The following is an 18,393-nucleotide window of genomic DNA, read 5'->3' as shown; positions in this document are numbered from 1 at the left end:
CAATGAAGACTGCAATGAAAAAGATGGCTCTGACCGCTGCGCTTTTGGCTGGACCTGCATTGGCGGATGGGCTGCCTGAGGGCTGCTATGTGCGGGACTATTCAGACGCGCATCTGGCATCGCAACCCCAGCAGGTTGTGGATTGGATGCAGCTTTGGGTTTACCAAAATCAGTTTGAAAACAAATCTGCCATGATGCAGGTCGGGTTTGCCGCGCAAGGCCATGTGGCAGGCACACGCCATGCGGGGCGGGTGCTGGATCAATCGGCATTGTGCTATGAGTTTGAAGGTGGTCCGACCTGCGTGGTCGATTGTGACGGAGGCCGATTCCAAGTCGTACGGGACACGGGCGACGCCATCACCATTCAGACAAATTACTTTATGGTTGGCCAAACCGGCAGCTGTGGTGGCGCGGTAGATTTGGCGGAGAAACCAGACCAAGCGGTCAAATACAAACTCTACCGGGCAGATGCGCGCCAATGTGCGGGCGTACGTGCCCTTCTGGTGCGTGATGGGGTGCCGCCGCAAGAGGGCCCAGGCGATACGGGGGACAGCAAATGAGATTGACATGTCCAGTGTGCGGCGCGCGTGACCGGCGCGAGTTTTACTATATGGGGGACGCGGTGGCGCTCCAGCGGCCTTCGCCGGAGGCCAGCGATGAGGTGTGGGATGACTATCTGCACAACCGTGACAACCCAGCGGGGGAGACCCGCGATCTGTGGCAGCATGAGGCGGGCTGTGGGGCGTGGCTTGTGGTACGGCGCAACACCCTCACCCATGAGATCTACGATGTGACGCTGGCCCGCGACGCCAAACAGGCGCTCCAAGAGGAGGCGGAAGCATGAGGATTGCGGGCAAGGGGCAGATCAACCGCGACAAACCGGTCACCTTCCAGTTTGACGGCGCACCGGTCAGTGGCTTTGAGGGCGACACCGTGGCCTCGGCGCTTTTGGCCAATGATATCAAGCTGGTGGCGCGCTCTTTTAAATATCACCGGCCGCGCGGGATTATGGGGGCAGGCTCTGAGGAGGCCAATGCGCTGGTCACCTTGGGGCGTGGCTCCCGGCAGGAGCCCAATCTGCGCGCCACAATGATCCCGGCGCGGCAGGGTCTGGAGATTTTCAGCCAGAACCGTTGGCCGACACTTGGGATGGATCTGCTCTCCGTCAATGATCTGGCGGCACCGTTTCTGGGCGCGGGGTTCTACTACAAGACCTTCATGTGGCCACGCGCCTTTTGGGAGCGGCTCTATGAGCCGATGATCCGTCGCGCGGCGGGGCTTGGCGCGCTGAGTGGGCGGAACTGTGAAGAGCGCTATGAGAAAGCCTATGCGTTCTGCGATGTGCTGGTGATTGGCGCCGGGCCTGCGGGGTTGATGGCGGCGCTGACCGCAGGGCGCGCGGGGGCCGATGTGATCCTTGCAGATGAAGATATGCGCATGGGCGGGCGGCTCAACGGTGAGGACGAAGAGGTCGGCGGCATGCCGGGCGCAGATTGGGCTGCAGAGGCGGTGGCGGAGCTGGCGGCGATGCCCAATGTGCGGCTGATGACACGCACCACGGTGACGGGGGCTTATGACCAAGGCACATACGGCGCGTTGGAGCGGATCGTAGATGGTCCTGCGCGTAGCGACAAACCCCGCGAATGTTTCTGGCGGATCGTGGCCAAAGGCGCCGTGCTCTGTGCCGGAGCGATTGAGCGGCCCATCGCCTTTCGCAACAACGACCGCCCCGGCATTATGGGCGCGGCGGCGGTGCGCACCTATCTGCACCGCTATGGCGTGGCGCCGGGCAAGGCCATCACCCTCTTCACCAACAACGACAATGGCCACCGCACCGCGCGCGATCTGATCCGGGCCGGGGCACATGTGGCGGCGGTGCTGGATACGCGCCATGATGGGCCGGAGGGCGAGGGCTATCGCGTGATCCCGGGGGCTGAGGTCTGCAACGCGGGCGGTCGGCGAGCGCTGGAAAGCATCACCTATCGCACGGTGAGCGGTGAGGAGAAAATTCGTACCGATTGTCTGGCGGTGTCCGGCGGCTGGAACCCGACGCTGCATCTGACCTGTCATATGAACGGGCGGCCGGAATGGAGCCGACAGATCGAGAGCTTTGTGCCGGTGCCCGGCGCAATCCCGGGATTGCGCACCGCGGGGGCCTGTCAGGGCACATTCTCGACCCATGGTGCGCTGACAGAAGGCGCGGCAGCGGCGCGCGATGTGCTGGCAGAGCTGGGGCTTGATGCCTCTGAGGTGGCAACACCGGAGGCAGAAGATGCCCCCTACGCGCTGAAGGCCCATTGGGCCGTCGCAGGCAGCGGACGCGCCTGGCTTGATTTTCAGAACGATGTGACGGTGAAGGATGTGAAACAGGCGGCGAAGGAGAATTTCCAGTCTGTTGAGCATATGAAGCGCTACACAACGCAGGGTATGGCACCGGATCAGGGCAAAAACTCCAACATCGGCGCACTTGCCATTCTGGCGGATGTGACCGGGCGGGGCATTCCCGAAACCGGAACCACCACCTATCGTCCGCCGTTCGTGCCGGTGACGATTGCCGCCATGGGCGCAGGGGCGCAGGGCAAAGGCTTTGCGCCGGAGCGTTTCACCACCAGCCATGCGGCCAGCATCGCGGCCAAGGCGCTGATGATTGAGGCGGGGCTTTGGTACCGCCCAAGCTATTTCCCAACCGCCGGAGAGGTGAAGTGGCGCGAAAGCTGCGATCGCGAGGTCACCATGGTGCGCAACGCGGTGGGCATCTGTGATGTCTCCACATTGGGCAAGATCGACGTGCAAGGCCCTGATGCAGCTGCGTTTTTGGATTTTGTTTACACCAACACCATGAGCACATTGAAGCCGGGGTGCGTGCGCTATGGGCTGATGCTGCGCGAAGACGGCACGGTGATGGACGACGGCACCTGCGCGCGCATGGGGGAAAACCACTATGTGATCACCACCACGACCGCAGCTGCGGGCACGGTGATGCGCCATCTGGAATATGTGCACCAATGTCTGCGGCCGGAGCTGGATCTCGCGATGATCAGCACCACAGAGCAATGGGCGCAGTTTGCGGTGGCCGGACCAAAGGCGCGCGCGCTGCTGAATGAGGTGCTGGATGCGCCGTTGGAGGAGAGCGATTTCCCCTTCATGGCCTGCGGTTCCGTTCAGATTGGCGGGGTTGATGCGCGCCTGTTCCGCATCTCTTTCAGCGGGGAGCATGCCTATGAAATCGCCGTACCAGCGCGCTATGGTGCCAGCTTGTTTGACGCGCTCCTGACCCAAGCCGAGGCGCTGGGCGGCGGGGCTTATGGCATGGAAGCGCTGAACGTGCTGCGCATCGAAAAGGGCTTTATCACCCATGCGGAAATTCACGGGCGGGTCACGGCCTTTGACATCGGCATGGAGCGCATGGTGAGCCAGAAGAAAGACTGCATCGGCAAAACCATGAGCGAACGGCCCGGGCTTTGGGGCGAGGAGCGTGAACAGCTGGTTGGCCTGATGCCGGTGGGGTCGGTGAAGCAGTTGACGGCGGGGGCGCATCTGTTTGCGCCTGAGGCGGAGCCTGTGCGGCAAAACGAGCAGGGCTACACCACCTCGGTGGGCTATTCGCCGACGCTGGAAAGCTTCCTTGGATTGGCGTTTTTGCGCAATGGGCGCGCGCGTCATGGTGAGGAGGTGATGATGGTGGATCATCTGCGGGGCGTCACGGCGCGCTGTAAGGTCTGCGATCCGGTGTTTTTTGATGCTGATGGAGGGCGGTTGCGTGATTGAATTGAAAGCAAAATCCGCCTGTGAAGGCCTGCTGCCCAAACGGGTTGGCGACATGCGCATTGAAGAGGTTGAGGCAGGCCAAATCACCTCGATTGCGCCACTGGCAGGGCAGGCGGCAGCGGTTGATGAGGCGCTTATGGCGACCCACAAGCTGAGCTTTCCCAAACCCAACCGCAGCACGGGACGGGCTGGCGAGCGGCTGATCTGGAGCGGGCGCGGGCAGGCCTTTCTGATGGGGCCTGCGCTGGCGGCAGATCTGAGCGGGCTCGCGGCGGTGACAGATCAGAGCGATGCTTGGGCGGTTGTGAGGCTGGAAGGAGAGCAGGGTGCCGATGTGCTGGCGCGGCTTGTCCCGGTGGACCTGCGACCCCAGAGCTTTAAGCGCGGGCACACTGTGCGCACGCTTTTGGGGCATATGACCGTGTCGATCACGCGGGTCGGCGACAGCAGCTTTCAGATCATGGCGTTCCGCTCGATGGCCAAAACCCTTGTTCACGAGCTCATAACAGCGATGGAAAGCTTGGGAGCACGGGGGTAATCTCACCGGATCAGAAGTGATTCAGGAGAGTGGGGATGGTCCGGTATATTTTGGCGTTTGCGGCGTTGGGCCCGATGATGGGAACAGCGGCCTTTGCGGCAGACAACAAAGAAGAGGTCTGCGGTTATCAGGGCGCGGTGATGACAGCCATTCAGGAGGCCCGTCTGAACCGCGTGAAAGAGCGCGACCTGCAGGAGCATCTGAAGGCCAACAACCCGAGCTGGCCTGAGAGCTACAATGTGGCGATCCCGCAATTTGCCCCGATTGTGTATGAGGCGAAGCGGCGCGATCTCAAAAAGATCGATTTGGGCGCACAGATTGAGCAGCAGTGTCTGGACAATTGGGATCAGATACAGGAATTGCAGAAGTCCGTTTCCAACTGACCCTCTGTCTGATGTGATCTGACCCATGTCTTTGCCACCCGGATTCCTCGATGAACTGCGCAGCCGCACCTCCATCACGCAAGTGGTGGGGCGCAAGGTTATGTGGGATCAGCGCAAATCCAATCAGGGCAAGGGTGACATGTGGGCGCCGTGCCCGTTTCACCATGAAAAAACGGCGTCTTTTCATGTGGATGACCGCAAAGGCTATTACTATTGCTTTGGCTGTCACGCCAAGGGTGACGCACTGAAGTTTGTCACCGAGACGGAAAATGTCAGCTTCATGGAAGCGGTGGAAATTCTGGCCGAAGAGGCCGGGATGCAGATGCCCAAACGCGATCCTCAGGCCCAGCAAAAGGCGGATCGGCGCACGCAGCTTGCTGAGGTCATGGAGATGGCCACACAGCATTTCCGGCTGATGCTCAACACCGGAGCGGGCGGCGCGGCGCGGGCCTATCTCGATGGGCGCGGGCTGTCTCAGGAGGCGCGCGACCGGTTTGGCATCGGTTTTGCGCCGGAGGGCTGGCAGGGGCTGTGGGATCATCTGACCGGCAAAGGCGTCGCGCCGGATCTGATCCTTGGTGCCGGGCTTGCCAAACCCTCGACCAAGGGCGGCAAGCCTTATGACACCTTCCGCAATCGGATCATGTTTCCCATTCGGGATGCGCGCGGCAAATGCATCGCCTTTGGCGGTCGCGCGATGGACCCCAATGACAATGCCAAATATCTGAACTCGCCTGAAACCGAGCTGTTTGACAAGGGGCGCAGCCTCTACAATCACGGCCCCGCGCGTGAGGCCGCCGGCAAAGGGCAGGCGCTGATTGTGGCGGAAGGCTACATGGATGTGATCGCGCTCAGTGAGGCAGGGTTTGGCGCGTCTGTCGCGCCGCTTGGCACCGCAGTGACCGAGAACCAGCTGCAGCTTTTGTGGCGCATTTCAGATGAGCCGATCATTGCGTTGGATGGCGACAAGGCAGGGCTGCGTGCCGCGATGCGGGTGATTGATCTGGCGCTGCCGCTGCTGGAGGCCGGCAAGAGCCTGCGGTTCGCGATCATGCCTGAGGGGCAGGATCCGGATGATCTGATCCGCGCCAAAGGGGCGAGCGCGGTGCAGAAGGTGCTGGATGGGGCCATGCCCATGGTCAACCTGCTGTGGCAGCGCGAGATTGAGGGCAAGATTTTTGACAGCCCGGAGCGGAAGGCGGCGCTCGACAAGACACTGCGTGAAAAGATCAAACTGATCCAGGACCCGTCAATCCGCAGCCACTATGGCGATGCGATCAAAGAGCTGCGCTTTCAGCTCTTCCGGCCCCAGCGCGGCGGCGGGGCAGGTGGTGGCAAGCGTGGCGGCTTTCAGCGCGGGCGCTGGAACGCGCAACCGACGGTACAGGCGCGCACCAAAGTCTCGATGCTGGCCGCCAGCGAAGGTGCGGTGGAACAGCGGGTGCGCGAGGCCGTGGTGCTGGCGGTGGCCCTGATGACACCTGAGATGCTGGATGATTTCGAATATGAAATCGAGAGCATGGATTGTTTGGATCAGGACAACGCCCGGATGCGCGATGCGCTGATGCAATTTGCCAACACGCCGGACCCGCGGGCCAATATTGAGGGATATCTTGGGCCGGAGGCGGTTGAAAACCTGCTGCGCCAACCCCATGTGGCGATTACCCCTGCAGTTCTTCGTGCTGGCGACACAGCGCTTGCGCGCAAAACCTTGAGAGAAGAACTCAACAAGTTGAAAGCTGAACGTGGCTTACGGCAGGAGATCGCAGAGGCGGAAGAAGAAGCGCATTCTTTGACAGATGAAACTGTAACGTGGCGATTGGGACAGGCCGCAGAGGACAGCAACAAGGCCAAAATCTCAAGTCAGGACGAAGAAGGCGGCGATTATGCGGTCGGAGCCAACGGGGCGCCGATCGACAGAGAGGAACGCGCGGCGCTGGATGCGCTGGCTGAAAACATTGATTTTTCACGGGGCGGGAAGCCACCTCGACGCGGATAATTTCCGCGCGAGTCGGGTGTCGATTCTACCTTGTGAGCAACAGATGAAGAAAACGGGCTTTGTGGGGTTGCGAATCACCCCGTGTAACGGTTGATTCGACGCTAGCGAATCACCTTCAGCCCGAACTTGCAGGAGCACTTAATGGCCGCCAAGGACACCGACGACCAGAAGCCCGCCGATCAGGACGCCGAAATCTCGCTCGATATGAGCCAGGCCGCCGTCAAGAAGATGATCGCCGAGGCCCGGGAGAAGGGCTACATCACCTACGATCAGCTGAACCAAGTTCTGCCGCCCGATCAGGTGAGCTCTGAGCAGATCGAAGACGTGATGTCGATGCTGTCTGAAATGGGCATCAACATCATCGAGGATGAGGAAGCCGAAGAAGAAGAGGCGAAATCCACCGCTGTTGTGGACACCTCTTCGGCCAACCGTGGCGTGGCCCTTGCCAGTGGCGGAAACGAAAAGCTCGACCGCACGGACGACCCTGTCCGCATGTACCTGCGCGAGATGGGCTCTGTTGAACTGCTGAGCCGCGAAGGTGAGATCGCGATTGCCAAGCGTATCGAAGCTGGCCGCAACACGATGATCGCCGGGCTGTGCGAAAGCCCGCTGACCTTCCAAGCGATCACCATCTGGCGCGACGAACTTCTGTCCGAAGACATTCTGCTGCGCGATGTGATCGATCTGGAAACCACCTTTGGCAACCAGATGGGTGACGATGACGACGAGGACGATGCTGCGCCTGTCGCTGAAGCCGCCAATGTGACCACCGCGCCGAAACAGGAAGCGGAGCAGGAGCTGGATGCGGACGGCAACCCGATTGCCAAAGACGATGATGATGACGAGGACGAACAGGCCAACATGTCGCTTGCGGCGATGGAAGCGGCCCTGAAGCCTCGCGTGCTGGAAACGCTGGACATCATCGCCCGTGACTTTGCCCAACTGAGCGACATGCAGGATGCGCGTATCTCCGCGACCCTGAACGAAGACGGCTCTTTCTCTGATGCGGACGAAGACACCTATCAGAAACTGCGTTCGGAAATCGTGCTGCTGGTGAACGAGCTTCACCTGCACAACAACCGTATTGAAGCGCTGATTGACCAGCTCTATGGCATCAACCGCCGTGTAATGCAGATCGACAGCTCGATGGTGAAGCTGGCCGACCAGGCGCGCATCAACCGCCGCGAGTTCATTGAAGCCTACCGTGGCCGTGAGCTGGATCCGACATGGCTTGAGGACATGTCTGAAAAGTCCGGCCGTGGCTGGCAGATGTTCATGGAGCGCTCCTCTGACAAGGTGATGGAGCTGCGCAACGACATGGCTCAGGTGGGCCAGTATGTTGGTCTGGATATCTCCGAATTCCGCCGCATCGTTCAGCAGGTGCAAAAAGGTGAGAAAGAGGCGCGTCAGGCCAAGAAAGAGATGGTCGAGGCAAACCTGCGTCTGGTGATCTCGATTGCCAAGAAATACACCAACCGTGGCCTGCAGTTCCTTGACCTCATTCAGGAAGGCAACATCGGCCTGATGAAGGCGGTGGACAAGTTTGAATACCGCCGCGGCTATAAGTTCTCGACTTACGCCACATGGTGGATCCGCCAGGCGATTACCCGCTCCATCGCGGATCAGGCGCGCACCATCCGTATTCCGGTGCATATGATCGAAACGATCAACAAGCTGGTGCGGACCTCCCGTCAGATGCTGCACGAGATTGGCCGCGAGCCAACCCCGGAGGAACTGGCCGAGAAGCTGCAGATGCCGCTTGAGAAGGTCCGCAAGGTGATGAAGATCGCCAAGGAGCCGATCTCTCTGGAAACCCCGATCGGGGATGAGGAAGACAGCCAACTGGGTGATTTCATCGAGGACAAGAATGCCGTGCTGCCGCTGGACAGCGCCATTCAGGAGAACCTCAAAGAGACCACAACCCGCGTGCTGGCAAGCCTCACCCCACGTGAGGAACGTGTTCTGCGGATGCGCTTTGGTATCGGCATGAACACCGACCACACGCTGGAAGAAGTGGGGCAGCAGTTTAGCGTTACCCGCGAGCGTATCCGTCAGATCGAGGCAAAGGCGCTGCGCAAGCTGAAGCACCCGAGCCGCTCGCGCAAACTGCGCTCCTTCCTGGATCAGTAAGCCGTGTCGTTCTGGAAGACCCTGTTTGGCGGCGGTGGTGGGGCAAAGCCCGAAGAGCCGCCGCAACAGGTGGACTACAAAGGATTTGCGATCACGCCGCTGCCAATTGAAGAGGGCGGTCAGTACCGGATCTCTGCGCGCATCGACAAAACGGTGAATGGCGAAGCCAAGACGCACACGCTTATTCGAGCCGATGTGATCCGGGACCTCAATGAGGCGAAAGAGGCGTCTGTCAATAAGGCCAAGCAGATGATCGATCAGATGGGGGATCACCTGTTCTGACGATCTGTCTTTGATCTTTGCGATTTTGTTCAATGAAGACTGAAAAAAATGATGTGACCGTCGGTGTTTGCCGGCGGTCTTTCAAGTTTTGGGGTTAACAACTAGATTGAAAGTGTCTGCCACAGAGGGTGGGCGTTGCACGTAGAGTTCGAAAATGAAACGTTTTTCTTTGGCTATGGTGGCTGCTTTGGCGGCATGTGAAGCAACAACGACCAGCAGCGATGGTGGTTTTGTGGTTTCCAACGGAGCCCGGGTTTATTCGGTGAACCAGGATGTGTTTGAGGTGACCGCGCGTCCGGGTAATGAGATCAACCAGTTCTGGTGCGGAGCGGGTGAATATGCCAGTCGTGTCTTGGGAGCTCCTGCGAATGCGCGCATTTATGTTGTTGGTGAGGCCGGCCCGGGCACCGTGGTCGACTCGCCTAATGCGATGCAGTTCTCGCTCCTGCCACCGGGGCAAGCCAGTGGCGCGACCGGACGTCAGAGCACCTGGGGGCCTGATCTCGGCGAGGATGAATTTGTTGGCGATGCGCGCTATCGCTGTGTCCGCCGAGTGGATTTCTTTTCAAATTAACCCTGGACAGAGCTTGGGGCCAGTTTGATTTGCCTGACAGTTTTGCAAGCACGCCTTCGGGGGGCGCCGCCAAAATAGACCTTGATGCACGTCATGCTTGCGCTAAGACGGGACTTAAGCTGCTCGAAAGGATGCTGGTATGGTAAAACGCTTTTTGGTGTCACTGATAATTTTGGCTGGATGTGCCGAATTGGGTGACGGTGGCTTTGTGACCGCTGGCGGCACACGCGTGAATCCGGTGAATGGGGATGTGTTTGAAGTCATCGCACGCCCCGGCAACGAGAAGAACCAACTCTGGTGCGGGGCCGGTGAATATGCCCACCGCGCGCTCGGTGCGCCGTCCAACGCCAAAGTCTATGTTGTCGGCGGCGCAGGGCAAGCGGTGACAATGAAGGCGCCGACTGCGGCGCAATTTTCGCTTAAGCCTGCCGCCCAGGTGGAGGGCGCTACCGGTCGCGACACCCGATGGGGGCCGAGGCTGGGCCAATCCCGATTTGTGGGAGATGCGCGTGGACGTTGTAACCGCACGCAGTTTGATGTTTCCTTCTAAAGGATGTGTCGTTTGAGAACGGCCCAAGCAGTGTGCGAAGGTGTGTGTGATGCGTGGTTTTAAGTTTGTGCTGCCGCTGGCGCTGATGGCCTGCGAACGCACTGGATCCAGCGCTTTTGTCACCCGCAATGGCGTGCGGGTGAATCCGGTCAATGAAGCCGTGTTTGAGGTGCTGGCGCGCCCGGCCGGGCGGGCGTCAGATTTTTGGTGCGGGGCTGGCAATTACGCGCGGCGTGCGCTGGATGCCCCTGACACGGCGCTGGTTTATGTGGTCGGTGGGGCAGGGCCGGGCGTCACTGCGAAATCACCGGATGCGGCTCAGTTTTCGCTCACACCACCTGCGCGGACAGAAGGCGCCACTGGACGCGCGGCCTCTTGGGGGCCAGAGCTTGGCGCCTCAGCGACTGTTGGGCGTGCCCGCCGGAGCTGCCGAGATCTGGCAACAAGCTCAGATGATTGAAGTTTGCCCGTGGGCGGGGCAATCTGCGTGTCACGCATAAGAGAGCTGAACATGCCGCAAACTGAATTTCAGATCACAACCCGTGGCCCGGGACTTTATGAATTTACCCGCGATGTAACGCGCTGGGTTGCGGCGCTTGGGGCTGGGGCAGAACAAGGTATTCTTACGCTTTTTGTGCGCCACACCTCCTGTAGCCTGCTCATACAGGAAAACGCCGATCCTGAAGTGCAGAGCGATCTGCAGGCGTTTTTTTACCGCCTTGTGCCGCCGACCAGCGATCCGTCGATGTCATACCTGACCCATACCTATGAGGGGCCGGATGATATGCCCGCGCATATCAAAGCAGCGATGATGCCGGTGTCGCTGTCCATTCCTGTGAGCGGCGGGGTGCCTGCGTTGGGCACCTGGCAGGGGATCTATCTCTTTGAACATAGAAATGCGCCGCACAGCAGACGTGTGACGGCGCATTTCAGTGCATGATTGGATCAGCTCTCTTGCCTCAGGTCTCTGTATAACACAGTGACGTAAGAGATGCAGCGGGAAAGAAAAAAGCCTTTTCCCCCTATGGCCGATATTGGGGCGCGCTTTTGCCTCTACCCAAAGAATTGTAGCTCCCCTATAGTAGCTGTGGATAAGTTGAAAAAACGCCCTAGCGTCGGGACATGGCGCAAAGGTGAGGCCCAAAGCAGCTGATACAAGGGGAAGTCTATGCGCTGTCCGTTTTGTGGAAATATCGACACTCAGGTGAAGGATTCACGCCCAGCGGAGGACCATGTGTCAATCCGTCGGCGTCGCTTTTGCCCGGCTTGCGGGGGTCGGTTCACCACCTATGAGCGGGTGCAGCTGCGCGATCTGGTTGTGGTGAAATCCAATGGCCGCCGCGAAGATTTTGATCGTGACAAGTTGGAGCGCTCGATTCGCATCTCCATGCAGAAACGTCCGGTCGAGCCAGAGCGCATTGATCAGATGATTTCCGGCATTGTGCGGCGTCTGGAGAGCATGGGGGAGACGGATATCCCCTCCAAAACCATTGGCGAAATTGTCATGGAAGCGCTCGCCCGGATCGACACGGTGGCCTATGTGCGCTTTGCCAGCGTCTATAAGAACTTCCAGGCCGCTGACGACTTTGATAAATTTGTAAGCGAACTGCGTCCCGATCCTGCTCCTGAGGAATAATTGTGACTGATCGCCGTTACATGGCGCTGGCCCTGAGTCTGGGTCGGCGCGGTCAAGGTGTGTGCTGGCCCAACCCTGCGGTGGGCTGTGTCATTGTGAAGGATGGGCGCGTTGTGGGCCGGGGCTGGACCCAGCCCGGTGGTCGCCCCCATGCGGAGCCTGTCGCGCTGGCGCAGGCGGGCGAGGCGGCCCGTGGCGCGACGGTCTATGTCACGCTTGAGCCGTGCTCCCATCATGGTCAGACCCCACCCTGTGCCGAGGCACTGATTAAGGCGGGCGTGGCGCGGGTGGTGATTGCTGTGGAAGACAGCGATGCGCGTGTCTCTGGCCGTGGGATTGCCATGCTGCGGGAGGCGGGGATCGAGATCACCATGGGCGTGCTGGCGGATGAGGCGGCGCGCGATCTGCAGGGCTTTTTCCTCAAGACAGATTTGGGGCGTCCGTTCCTGACGCTGAAGCTTGCCACAACGCTGGATGGGCGCATTGCCACCGCATCAGGGGAGAGCAAGTGGATCACCGGCGCTGAAAGCCGTCGTGCCGTGCATGGGATGCGGATGCGCCATGATGCGGTGATGGTCGGCGGCGGCACTGCGCGGGCGGATGATCCTTCGCTCACGGTGCGGGATCTTGGCGTCTCACGCCAGCCTGTACGCGTGGTGGTGTCGCGCCGTCTGGACCTGCCGTTGATGAGCACCTTGGCCCGCACGGCCAAAGATATTCCGGTTTGGATTGCCCATGGCGAGGACGCTGATCCCGCGCTGATGCAGACTTGGCGCGATATTGGCGCGGAACTTCTGCCTTGCGCGCTTGAAGGCGTGCAGCTGTCGCCAACGGCGGTGCTTCAGGCATTGGGCAAGCGCGGCATCACGCGGGTGTTCTGTGAAGGCGGCGGCGCGCTGGCGGGCTCGTTGCTGGCCGCGGATATGGTGGATGAGTTGATCACCTTCTCAGCAGGCGCGGTGATCGGCGCTGAGGGGCACCCGGCGATTGGGGCCATGGGGCTGGCACGGCTCGCGGAGGCCCCGCGCTTTGATCTGGTGTCCCACCGTGCTGTGGGCCATGACATGATGTGCACCTGGCACCGTGTCGAGGCGCAGCGCAACCCGCGCTACAATCTCTGAGACTTTCTGCCTCTTAACGCCGCCAAAGCGCCTGATAGCTGGCAAACCGTCCCTGCAGTTTTGACAGCAGCCGATTGCCCAAACCCGGATGCGGGATGTCTCCGCTTGAGAGGCGCAGCAATGCGGTTTCAGCGGTACAAGGCAGGCCGCTGACCGGATCGCGATAGCGCGGATAGTCGATCAGCGCTGCATGAACCAGCGCTTCAAGGCTCGGCTCTGCGCGGCGGCGGGCAGGGGGGCTGCCCAGATCGGTGGTAAGGTCCCATCCGGCATAGAACGGATTGCCGAGGGTGGTGACCTTGCAGCCACGCAGGAGCGCCTCAAAGCCGGAGAGGGAGGTCATGGTCCAGACCTCCTGCACATTGTCCAGAAGATAGGCCATATCCGCGTGATCGAGCACCATATCAGCAAGGGCGGCGGCCTCTTCAGGGTCCACACGCCCCGCGCGCAAGCCGGCCTCCACATCCGGGTGGGGTTTGAACAGGATCTTTGCCTCCGGATGGGCCTCGCGCGCGGCGCGCAACAGGTCGAGATTGCTGCGCACCTCGCCATTTGCCCCCTTGAGAATGGAGGCGTCATCTTCGACCTGTCCGGGCACCAGAATGCGATGGCCTTCGGGCAGATTGGGCTGGACGCCGCCCAGATTGTATTTGCTCACTTGCGCGGTGCGGACCCGCTTGATCAGCGCCCGCGCGCGGCGCTCCTGATCCGGGCGCAGGGTTTCCCGCGCCGCAATCAGGCGCTCAAGGCGGCTTTCCTGCGTGGGATCGTAGTAGATGCCCAGATCATCACAGACCAACGAGAGTGGTGGCACCAGTTCAGCACCCAGCCCGCGGGAGCGCAGAAACCCGTCTTCCAGCCGCACCGCGCCCTCCGGCCCCTCCTTGCTGGCCCAGACCATATCACGGGCCTCTGAGGAACTGCGCTCAAACACCATGGCTTTGTGCTGGCCAAAGAAGCGTTGCAGCGGTTTGCGTTTCCAAAGGCGCATGGCGTGGCCGTTCCAGCCCTGTCGGTCCTCCCGCCACGCGCGGGTTTGCGCGGCGAGCTGTTCCAGCGTGTCTTCCAGCTCGCAGAGTTCATCTGTGCAGGGATTGTACCATGTGGGATAGAGGATCATGGCCGCCGCAAAGAGCTGCGCACGGGTCAGGCGGCGCTGGCGGCGATAGAGCGGAAACTCATCGTCGGACAGATCCCAACCGGCGTAGAACGGCTGGCCAAAGACGCGCGGCTTGTGGCCTGCGAGGATGGCTTCAAAACCCATCTGAGAAGACACGGTATAAACCGCAATCGCGCCATCCAGCAGGGACCACGGGCTATGGGCCCCGTCACAGAGGCTGACCCGGTCGGTGATGTGATCCTGACCGTAATATCCCGCCCGCGCGCCTTGTTTGGTTTCCGGATGGGTTTTGATCAGGATGCGCGCGCCGGGGTTTTCCTCCTGCGCAAGAATAAGCATCTCCTGAAAGCGCGCCTGATCGGCACCGCTGGCCACCACAGCCGCGTCATCCCGTGTCTGATCGATAATCAGCACATATCCGGGATCCGGGGGGCGCAGGGTGTCATCTACGGCGGCGTATTTGGTGAGATGGCTTTCTTTCAGGCGGGCGATCGCGCCCCGCGCGCGGTCCAGCAGAACGGTGTCATCCAGAGGATGGTGTTTGAGCAGCTTTTCCAGATCAGACGGTTCGGAAGGGTCAAAGTGCGGGACTGTCTCATCAATCAACAGGCCCATGGGCGGCTCTTTGGCGATGCGCCCGGGAAAGAGGGAGCGCAGGAAGGCATCCTCGACATAAAGACAAGGCGCTCCGGTGCGTTCCGCCATGGCAAGGCCACGGTGGGCGGTTGGGCTGTTGCCCCAGATCGCGATGAGGTCGGCCTCAGTAGGGCGGCCCAGATGCAGGCTGTAGCCCGCTAGGCTCAGAATGCGGCGCAGGCGCTTTTGAAAGAAAAACCCACCGTTGAATGCAAAAAGCCGCCGGGGTGCACTGCTCCCGGCGGCTTCGTTTTCATATGTGTTGCGCACAGTTAGCCGCCTAGGCTGCCAAGGCTGCTGAGCGTGTCAGCCGAAGACAGGGTGCCTGTGATCGCGGAGATGGTTTTGTCCCAAGTGGTGATCGGCGCTTCGGTCACATAAAGCGTGTCGCCGTCGCGGATGACAAAATCCCGTGCCATGAACATGCCGTTGGGCTTGGTCAGATCCAGCACATAGACCATGCGCTGCGCACCGTTCAGATCCTGACGGCCCAGCACGCTGTTGGCGATCACGTCTTCTTCGTTGCGGAAGACAAAGACGCCGGTTGGGTCACTGTTGGTCGGGGTGAGCCCGCCAACCTGCGCCAGCGCTTCGATGGCGGAAAGGTCCTTGGAGAAGAAGTTCACGCGGCTTTGTGTGCCGGTGGCGCCCAGAGCCGTGAAGGCGCGGGTGTCTTCTTCGACCAGAATGCGATCTCCGCCGCGCAGGGCGATATCAAGGCTTGGATCATCATAAAGATCCTGGAACCAGATCTGCCCGCTGGCGCTGCCGCGCAGGATGGTGATCTGGGCAATTTCGGGCACGATGGTCACACCGCCGGCCTGCGCCAGCATGGTGGACAGCGTGCGGGTTGGGCGCTCGATCGGGTAAACACCCTGCGCGCCTACAGCGCCCACGAGGGAGACGGTGGCACCATCACCTGCGGCGCGGCGCACTTCGACCTGCGGATCCGGGGTCTGCTCTTCGAGCTTGGATGAGATGATGCGGCGGATGCCCTCAGGCGTGTTGCCCGCAGCGCGGATGCGACCGGCGTAGGGCACAAAGATGAAGCCTGCGCCATCGACCTGCACCTCTTCGAGGATCGCCGCGACCTGACCCTCAGGGCCCAGCAGCGGTTTGTCGACGTTTTCCCAGATTGTCAGCGCCAGCACATCGCCGGGGCGGATGGTGTCAGAGCCAAGCCGGTCTGCGTTCTGGAAGCTGTCAGAGAATCCCAGTGCGGGAACAATCGCGGTTGCGCGGGACACACGGTCATTGACCTCAACGATGAAGGCGTCACCCTCACGCTGTACGGAACCGGCGAAGATTTCTTTCTTGTTTGGGCCGGACCGTGGCACCAAACTGCAAGAAGCCACAAGCGCCGCGACCGCGACCATTGTGGCGCATTTCCCCATACGGGTAGCAAAGACTTTCACTGCTCGGTCTCCTCGACCTTATATTTTTCTGCCTCAGGTTTTTCCGACAACTTATCGAAATAGAAACCAAAAATCCAGCGCTAGACTTAGTGGTTACTTCGTCACCAGCCGCAACTGTTGCCGCGGTGCCGCTGTGCCGGAGGCGAGCGCATTGTAGGGATCGTCCGGAGAAAGCATCATATCGACGACCTGTCTGAGCAGTTGCCGACGTGCGCGGGCAGAGTAAAATCCGCCGGGCACCTGACTCGTTTCCAGCAGGTAGCGGCGGTAGGTTTTATAGGCGCGGTTGTCCGGGCGGCTGGCACCGGCGAAGAACTCGGTCAGAGGTTGTTTGCTGACAAACTCGGGCTGGTCATAGACCGCGCTGCCAAAGGCTTTGAGCGGAATGCCGCGCCAGAGCACCTGCTGCGCGGCTGTTGAATTCACGGTGACGGCAGAGCGCGCATCATTGAGCAGTTGGGCAAGTTTGCCGCCGCGCACATAATGTACGCGGTCCTCAACATTGTGCAGCCGGGCAAGTTTGCGAATCTCCCGCCGCAGCGGCACGCGGCCGTCCTCAAGCGGGTGCGCCTTGAACACCAGATGATGGTGCTGCGGCGCGCCAGCGGCAAAATTCTCAATCACCAGCGACAGGAAGTCTGTCATGCTGTCAAACGGGGAGTGCGACTGAAAGCTGCTGTCGTGTTCCAGCTGCAGCAACGCGAGGTGGTAGGGGAAGCCGCCAAAGCGGATGCGCAGCGTGGCGATGCGGCGCTCCAGCGCGTGGGCGGGCATCATCAGAAGGCGCTGAAGATAGAGGCGGAATTCCCGCGTGACCGGCAGAGCCCGATGCGGGCGGAAGTTGCGGTAACGCTGGTTCGTGAACATCACAAACCAATGATAGAGTGCGCCATAAAATACGTGCTGACGGGTGTCGCCCCAATGGGCCGGGGGCAGCGGTGCCTCCATATCCGACAGCTCCAGCGCGCGCTCCATCTCGGGGATCGTCATGTCCATCAGGCGCGAGTTGCCGTTGGAGCCGCCACGCTCATAGGTCACCCAATAGGGGCGCAGATAGCCCTCTTCAAAGACATGCACCTGCACGCCGGCGCGTTTGGCAATCTCCACCGCACGGGCATGGATGGGACGGGTGTCCCCATAAAGCACAATATCGGTGATGCCCTTGTCCGCCAGAAGGCTCTCAAAGGTATCCGGCCAGTTTTCCAGCGTGTCGCGGTAGGGAATGTAGCTTTTGCGGGCGGGCCAGAAGGCATGATCCCCGGCGTTGAAGCCGACACGCCAGACCCGCGCACCGGACCGGCGCAGCATCCGCCCAAGCGCCGCAAAAAACGGGCCGTGCGGTCCCTGTAAGAACAGGAAAGTCCTATCTGTGCCGGTGGTATTCTTCATAGTCGCCAACCCTATACGCCGGAATTTAAGCAAATGTTACCCTTTCCGCGTGGCAAAATTATGGTCCAGAGGGGGCTGCTTCTGGCTCTGTTGGCCGTCCTAACGCCTACCATGGCTTGTCTTGGCGCGCGCTGCGGCTTAGGTCTAACGCAAATCACCGGATTGTATTGGAGCGGCTCGTGTTTACCGGAATCATCACCGACGTTGGCAAAATTGCGGAATTGGAACAGCGGGGCGATCTGCGCGCGCGCATCAGCACGGCCTATGACACCGGCAGCATCGAAATGGGCGCGTCTATTGCAAGCGACGGTGTGTGCCTGACAGTCATCGCCATGGGCGAAGGCTGGTATGATGTGGAGATCAGCGGTGAAACCGTTTCCAAGACCAATCTGGCGGCATGGGAAACCGGGCGCCGTGTGAACCTTGAGCGCGCGCTGAAAGTGGGGGACGAGCTTGGCGGGCATATCGTGTCTGGCCATGTGGACGGTGTGGCCAAGATCGTGAAGATGACCGATGAAGGCGACAGCACGCGGTTCACCTTTGAAGCGCCTGAAGCTTTGGCGAAGTTCATTGCCCCGAAAGGCTCTGTGGCGCTCAATGGCACCTCGCTGACCGTGAATGAGGTCGATGGCTGCACATTTGGCGTGAATATCATTCCGCACACCAAAGAGGTCACCACCTGGGGCGACGCGAAAGAGGGGGATCTGATCAACCTCGAAATCGACACGCTGGCACGCTATGTGGCGCGGCTGTCTGAGATGGGTGGCTGAGGCCTGATTCCGTCACTCCGACAGATATAGCCTGCGGTTGTCGTGCTTGATTGTCGGGGCTGCACAGTTTGAGGCGTCGCAA

General features: G+C 60.5%; 18 protein-coding genes. 15 read left to right on the top strand and 3 right to left on the bottom strand.

What is annotated here, in order from left to right:
- The first annotated feature begins 14 nt into the window (after nucleotides 1-14).
- The 14 genes from J7399_RS01335 (at nucleotide 15) to ribD (ending at nucleotide 12,981) form a co-directional block, all read left to right on the top strand.
- The gene (locus tag J7399_RS01335; RefSeq protein ID WP_209083694.1) at nucleotides 15-560 is read left to right on the top strand and encodes a hypothetical protein; all 546 of its coding nucleotides are present in this window, start codon (nucleotides 15-17) and stop codon (nucleotides 558-560) included.
- On the top strand, nucleotides 557-844 hold the full coding sequence (locus tag J7399_RS01330) for a sarcosine oxidase subunit delta (protein ID WP_209083692.1): 288 nt from the start codon (nucleotides 557-559) through the stop codon (nucleotides 842-844). Before J7399_RS01335 ends, J7399_RS01330 begins: the two co-directional genes overlap by 4 nt.
- Entirely contained in the window at nucleotides 841-3,768 is a 2,928-nt protein-coding gene (locus J7399_RS01325) for a sarcosine oxidase subunit alpha family protein (RefSeq protein WP_209083690.1), read from the top strand. Before J7399_RS01330 ends, J7399_RS01325 begins: the two co-directional genes overlap by 4 nt.
- Nucleotides 3,761-4,306: a sarcosine oxidase subunit gamma gene (locus tag J7399_RS01320; RefSeq protein ID WP_209083688.1), complete on the top strand. Its 546-nt coding sequence runs from the start codon at nucleotides 3,761-3,763 to the stop codon at nucleotides 4,304-4,306. The genes J7399_RS01325 and J7399_RS01320 overlap by 8 nt, the downstream gene beginning before the upstream one ends.
- A 35-nt stretch (nucleotides 4,307-4,341) precedes the next feature.
- Entirely contained in the window at nucleotides 4,342-4,689 is a 348-nt protein-coding gene (locus J7399_RS01315) for a hypothetical protein (protein ID WP_209083686.1), read from the top strand.
- 25 nt (nucleotides 4,690-4,714) lie between these two features.
- Nucleotides 4,715-6,688 carry a DNA primase gene (dnaG, locus tag J7399_RS01310; protein ID WP_209060746.1) on the top strand — a complete coding sequence of 658 codons (1,974 nt, stop codon included), beginning with the start codon at nucleotides 4,715-4,717 and terminating at the stop codon, nucleotides 6,686-6,688.
- Between the two features lie 141 nt (nucleotides 6,689-6,829).
- A complete protein-coding gene (gene rpoD, locus J7399_RS01305) occupies nucleotides 6,830-8,818 on the top strand; it encodes an RNA polymerase sigma factor RpoD (RefSeq protein WP_209078078.1) in 1,989 nt (662 codons plus the stop codon).
- Between the two features lie 3 nt (nucleotides 8,819-8,821).
- Entirely contained in the window at nucleotides 8,822-9,100 is a 279-nt protein-coding gene (locus J7399_RS01300; RefSeq protein WP_209060742.1) for an HlyU family transcriptional regulator, read from the top strand.
- Nucleotides 9,101-9,254: 154 nt separating this feature from the next.
- Nucleotides 9,255-9,674: a hypothetical protein gene (locus J7399_RS01295; protein ID WP_209083684.1), complete on the top strand. Its 420-nt coding sequence runs from the start codon at nucleotides 9,255-9,257 to the stop codon at nucleotides 9,672-9,674.
- A 139-nt stretch (nucleotides 9,675-9,813) separates the two neighbouring features.
- A complete protein-coding gene (locus J7399_RS01290; protein WP_209083683.1) occupies nucleotides 9,814-10,224 on the top strand; it encodes a hypothetical protein in 411 nt (136 codons plus the stop codon).
- A gap of 49 nt (nucleotides 10,225-10,273) precedes the next feature.
- On the top strand, nucleotides 10,274-10,684 hold the full coding sequence (locus J7399_RS01285) for a hypothetical protein (protein WP_209083681.1): 411 nt from the start codon (nucleotides 10,274-10,276) through the stop codon (nucleotides 10,682-10,684).
- Between the two features lie 51 nt (nucleotides 10,685-10,735).
- On the top strand, nucleotides 10,736-11,164 hold the full coding sequence (locus J7399_RS01280; RefSeq protein ID WP_209083679.1) for a secondary thiamine-phosphate synthase enzyme YjbQ: 429 nt from the start codon (nucleotides 10,736-10,738) through the stop codon (nucleotides 11,162-11,164).
- 228 nt (nucleotides 11,165-11,392) lie between these two features.
- On the top strand, nucleotides 11,393-11,860 hold the full coding sequence (gene nrdR, locus J7399_RS01275; protein WP_058240424.1) for a transcriptional regulator NrdR: 468 nt from the start codon (nucleotides 11,393-11,395) through the stop codon (nucleotides 11,858-11,860).
- Nucleotides 11,860-12,981 (top strand): bifunctional diaminohydroxyphosphoribosylaminopyrimidine deaminase/5-amino-6-(5-phosphoribosylamino)uracil reductase RibD, encoded by a 1,122-nt coding sequence (gene ribD / locus J7399_RS01270; RefSeq protein WP_348539438.1) that lies wholly within the window; start codon nucleotides 11,860-11,862, stop codon nucleotides 12,979-12,981. The genes nrdR and ribD overlap by 1 nt, the downstream gene beginning before the upstream one ends.
- Nucleotides 12,982-12,994: 13 nt before the next feature.
- Here ribD and J7399_RS01265 read toward each other — a convergent pair whose 3' ends face one another.
- From J7399_RS01265 to J7399_RS01255, 3 genes are all read right to left on the bottom strand, one after another.
- Nucleotides 12,995-15,007, bottom strand: a complete 2,013-nt coding sequence (locus J7399_RS01265) for a capsular polysaccharide biosynthesis protein (RefSeq protein ID WP_209083677.1) — start codon at nucleotides 15,005-15,007, stop codon at nucleotides 12,995-12,997.
- A gap of 2 nt (nucleotides 15,008-15,009) precedes the next feature.
- Nucleotides 15,010-16,113 carry a polysaccharide biosynthesis/export family protein gene (locus J7399_RS01260; RefSeq protein WP_209062011.1) on the bottom strand — a complete coding sequence of 368 codons (1,104 nt, stop codon included), beginning with the start codon at nucleotides 16,111-16,113 and terminating at the stop codon, nucleotides 15,010-15,012.
- A 132-nt stretch (nucleotides 16,114-16,245) separates the two neighbouring features.
- Nucleotides 16,246-17,541: a capsular biosynthesis protein gene (locus J7399_RS01255; RefSeq protein WP_209083675.1), complete on the bottom strand. Its 1,296-nt coding sequence runs from the start codon at nucleotides 17,539-17,541 to the stop codon at nucleotides 16,246-16,248.
- 179 nt (nucleotides 17,542-17,720) lie between these two features.
- Here J7399_RS01255 and J7399_RS01250 point away from each other — a divergent pair, with 179 nt between their 5' ends.
- Entirely contained in the window at nucleotides 17,721-18,311 is a 591-nt protein-coding gene (locus J7399_RS01250) for a riboflavin synthase (protein ID WP_209083673.1), read from the top strand.
- Nucleotides 18,312-18,393: the final 82 nt, after the last annotated feature.

It is taken from the genome of Shimia sp. R9_1 (assembly GCF_017743775.1).
In the GTDB taxonomy this organism is placed as follows: Bacteria; Pseudomonadota; Alphaproteobacteria; order Rhodobacterales; family Rhodobacteraceae; genus Shimia.
This window is presented reverse-complemented; position numbering and strand designations above follow the sequence as displayed.

Coding starts and splice junctions, on each gene's coding strand:
- J7399_RS01335 (WP_209083694.1), top strand. CDS start 15: ATGAAAAAGATGGCTCTGACCGCTGCGCTTTTGGCTGGACCTGCATTG.
- J7399_RS01330 (WP_209083692.1), top strand. CDS start 557: ATGAGATTGACATGTCCAGTGTGCGGCGCGCGTGACCGGCGCGAGTTT.
- J7399_RS01325 (WP_209083690.1), top strand. CDS start 841: ATGAGGATTGCGGGCAAGGGGCAGATCAACCGCGACAAACCGGTCACC.
- J7399_RS01315 (WP_209083686.1), top strand. CDS start 4,342: ATGGTCCGGTATATTTTGGCGTTTGCGGCGTTGGGCCCGATGATGGGA.
- dnaG (WP_209060746.1), top strand. CDS start 4,715: ATGTCTTTGCCACCCGGATTCCTCGATGAACTGCGCAGCCGCACCTCC.
- rpoD (WP_209078078.1), top strand. CDS start 6,830: ATGGCCGCCAAGGACACCGACGACCAGAAGCCCGCCGATCAGGACGCC.
- J7399_RS01295 (WP_209083684.1), top strand. CDS start 9,255: ATGAAACGTTTTTCTTTGGCTATGGTGGCTGCTTTGGCGGCATGTGAA.
- J7399_RS01290 (WP_209083683.1), top strand. CDS start 9,814: ATGGTAAAACGCTTTTTGGTGTCACTGATAATTTTGGCTGGATGTGCC.
- J7399_RS01285 (WP_209083681.1), top strand. CDS start 10,274: ATGCGTGGTTTTAAGTTTGTGCTGCCGCTGGCGCTGATGGCCTGCGAA.
- J7399_RS01280 (WP_209083679.1), top strand. CDS start 10,736: ATGCCGCAAACTGAATTTCAGATCACAACCCGTGGCCCGGGACTTTAT.
- nrdR (WP_058240424.1), top strand. CDS start 11,393: ATGCGCTGTCCGTTTTGTGGAAATATCGACACTCAGGTGAAGGATTCA.
- J7399_RS01260 (WP_209062011.1), bottom strand. CDS start 16,113: ATGGTCGCGGTCGCGGCGCTTGTGGCTTCTTGCAGTTTGGTGCCACGG.
- J7399_RS01255 (WP_209083675.1), bottom strand. CDS start 17,541: ATGAAGAATACCACCGGCACAGATAGGACTTTCCTGTTCTTACAGGGA.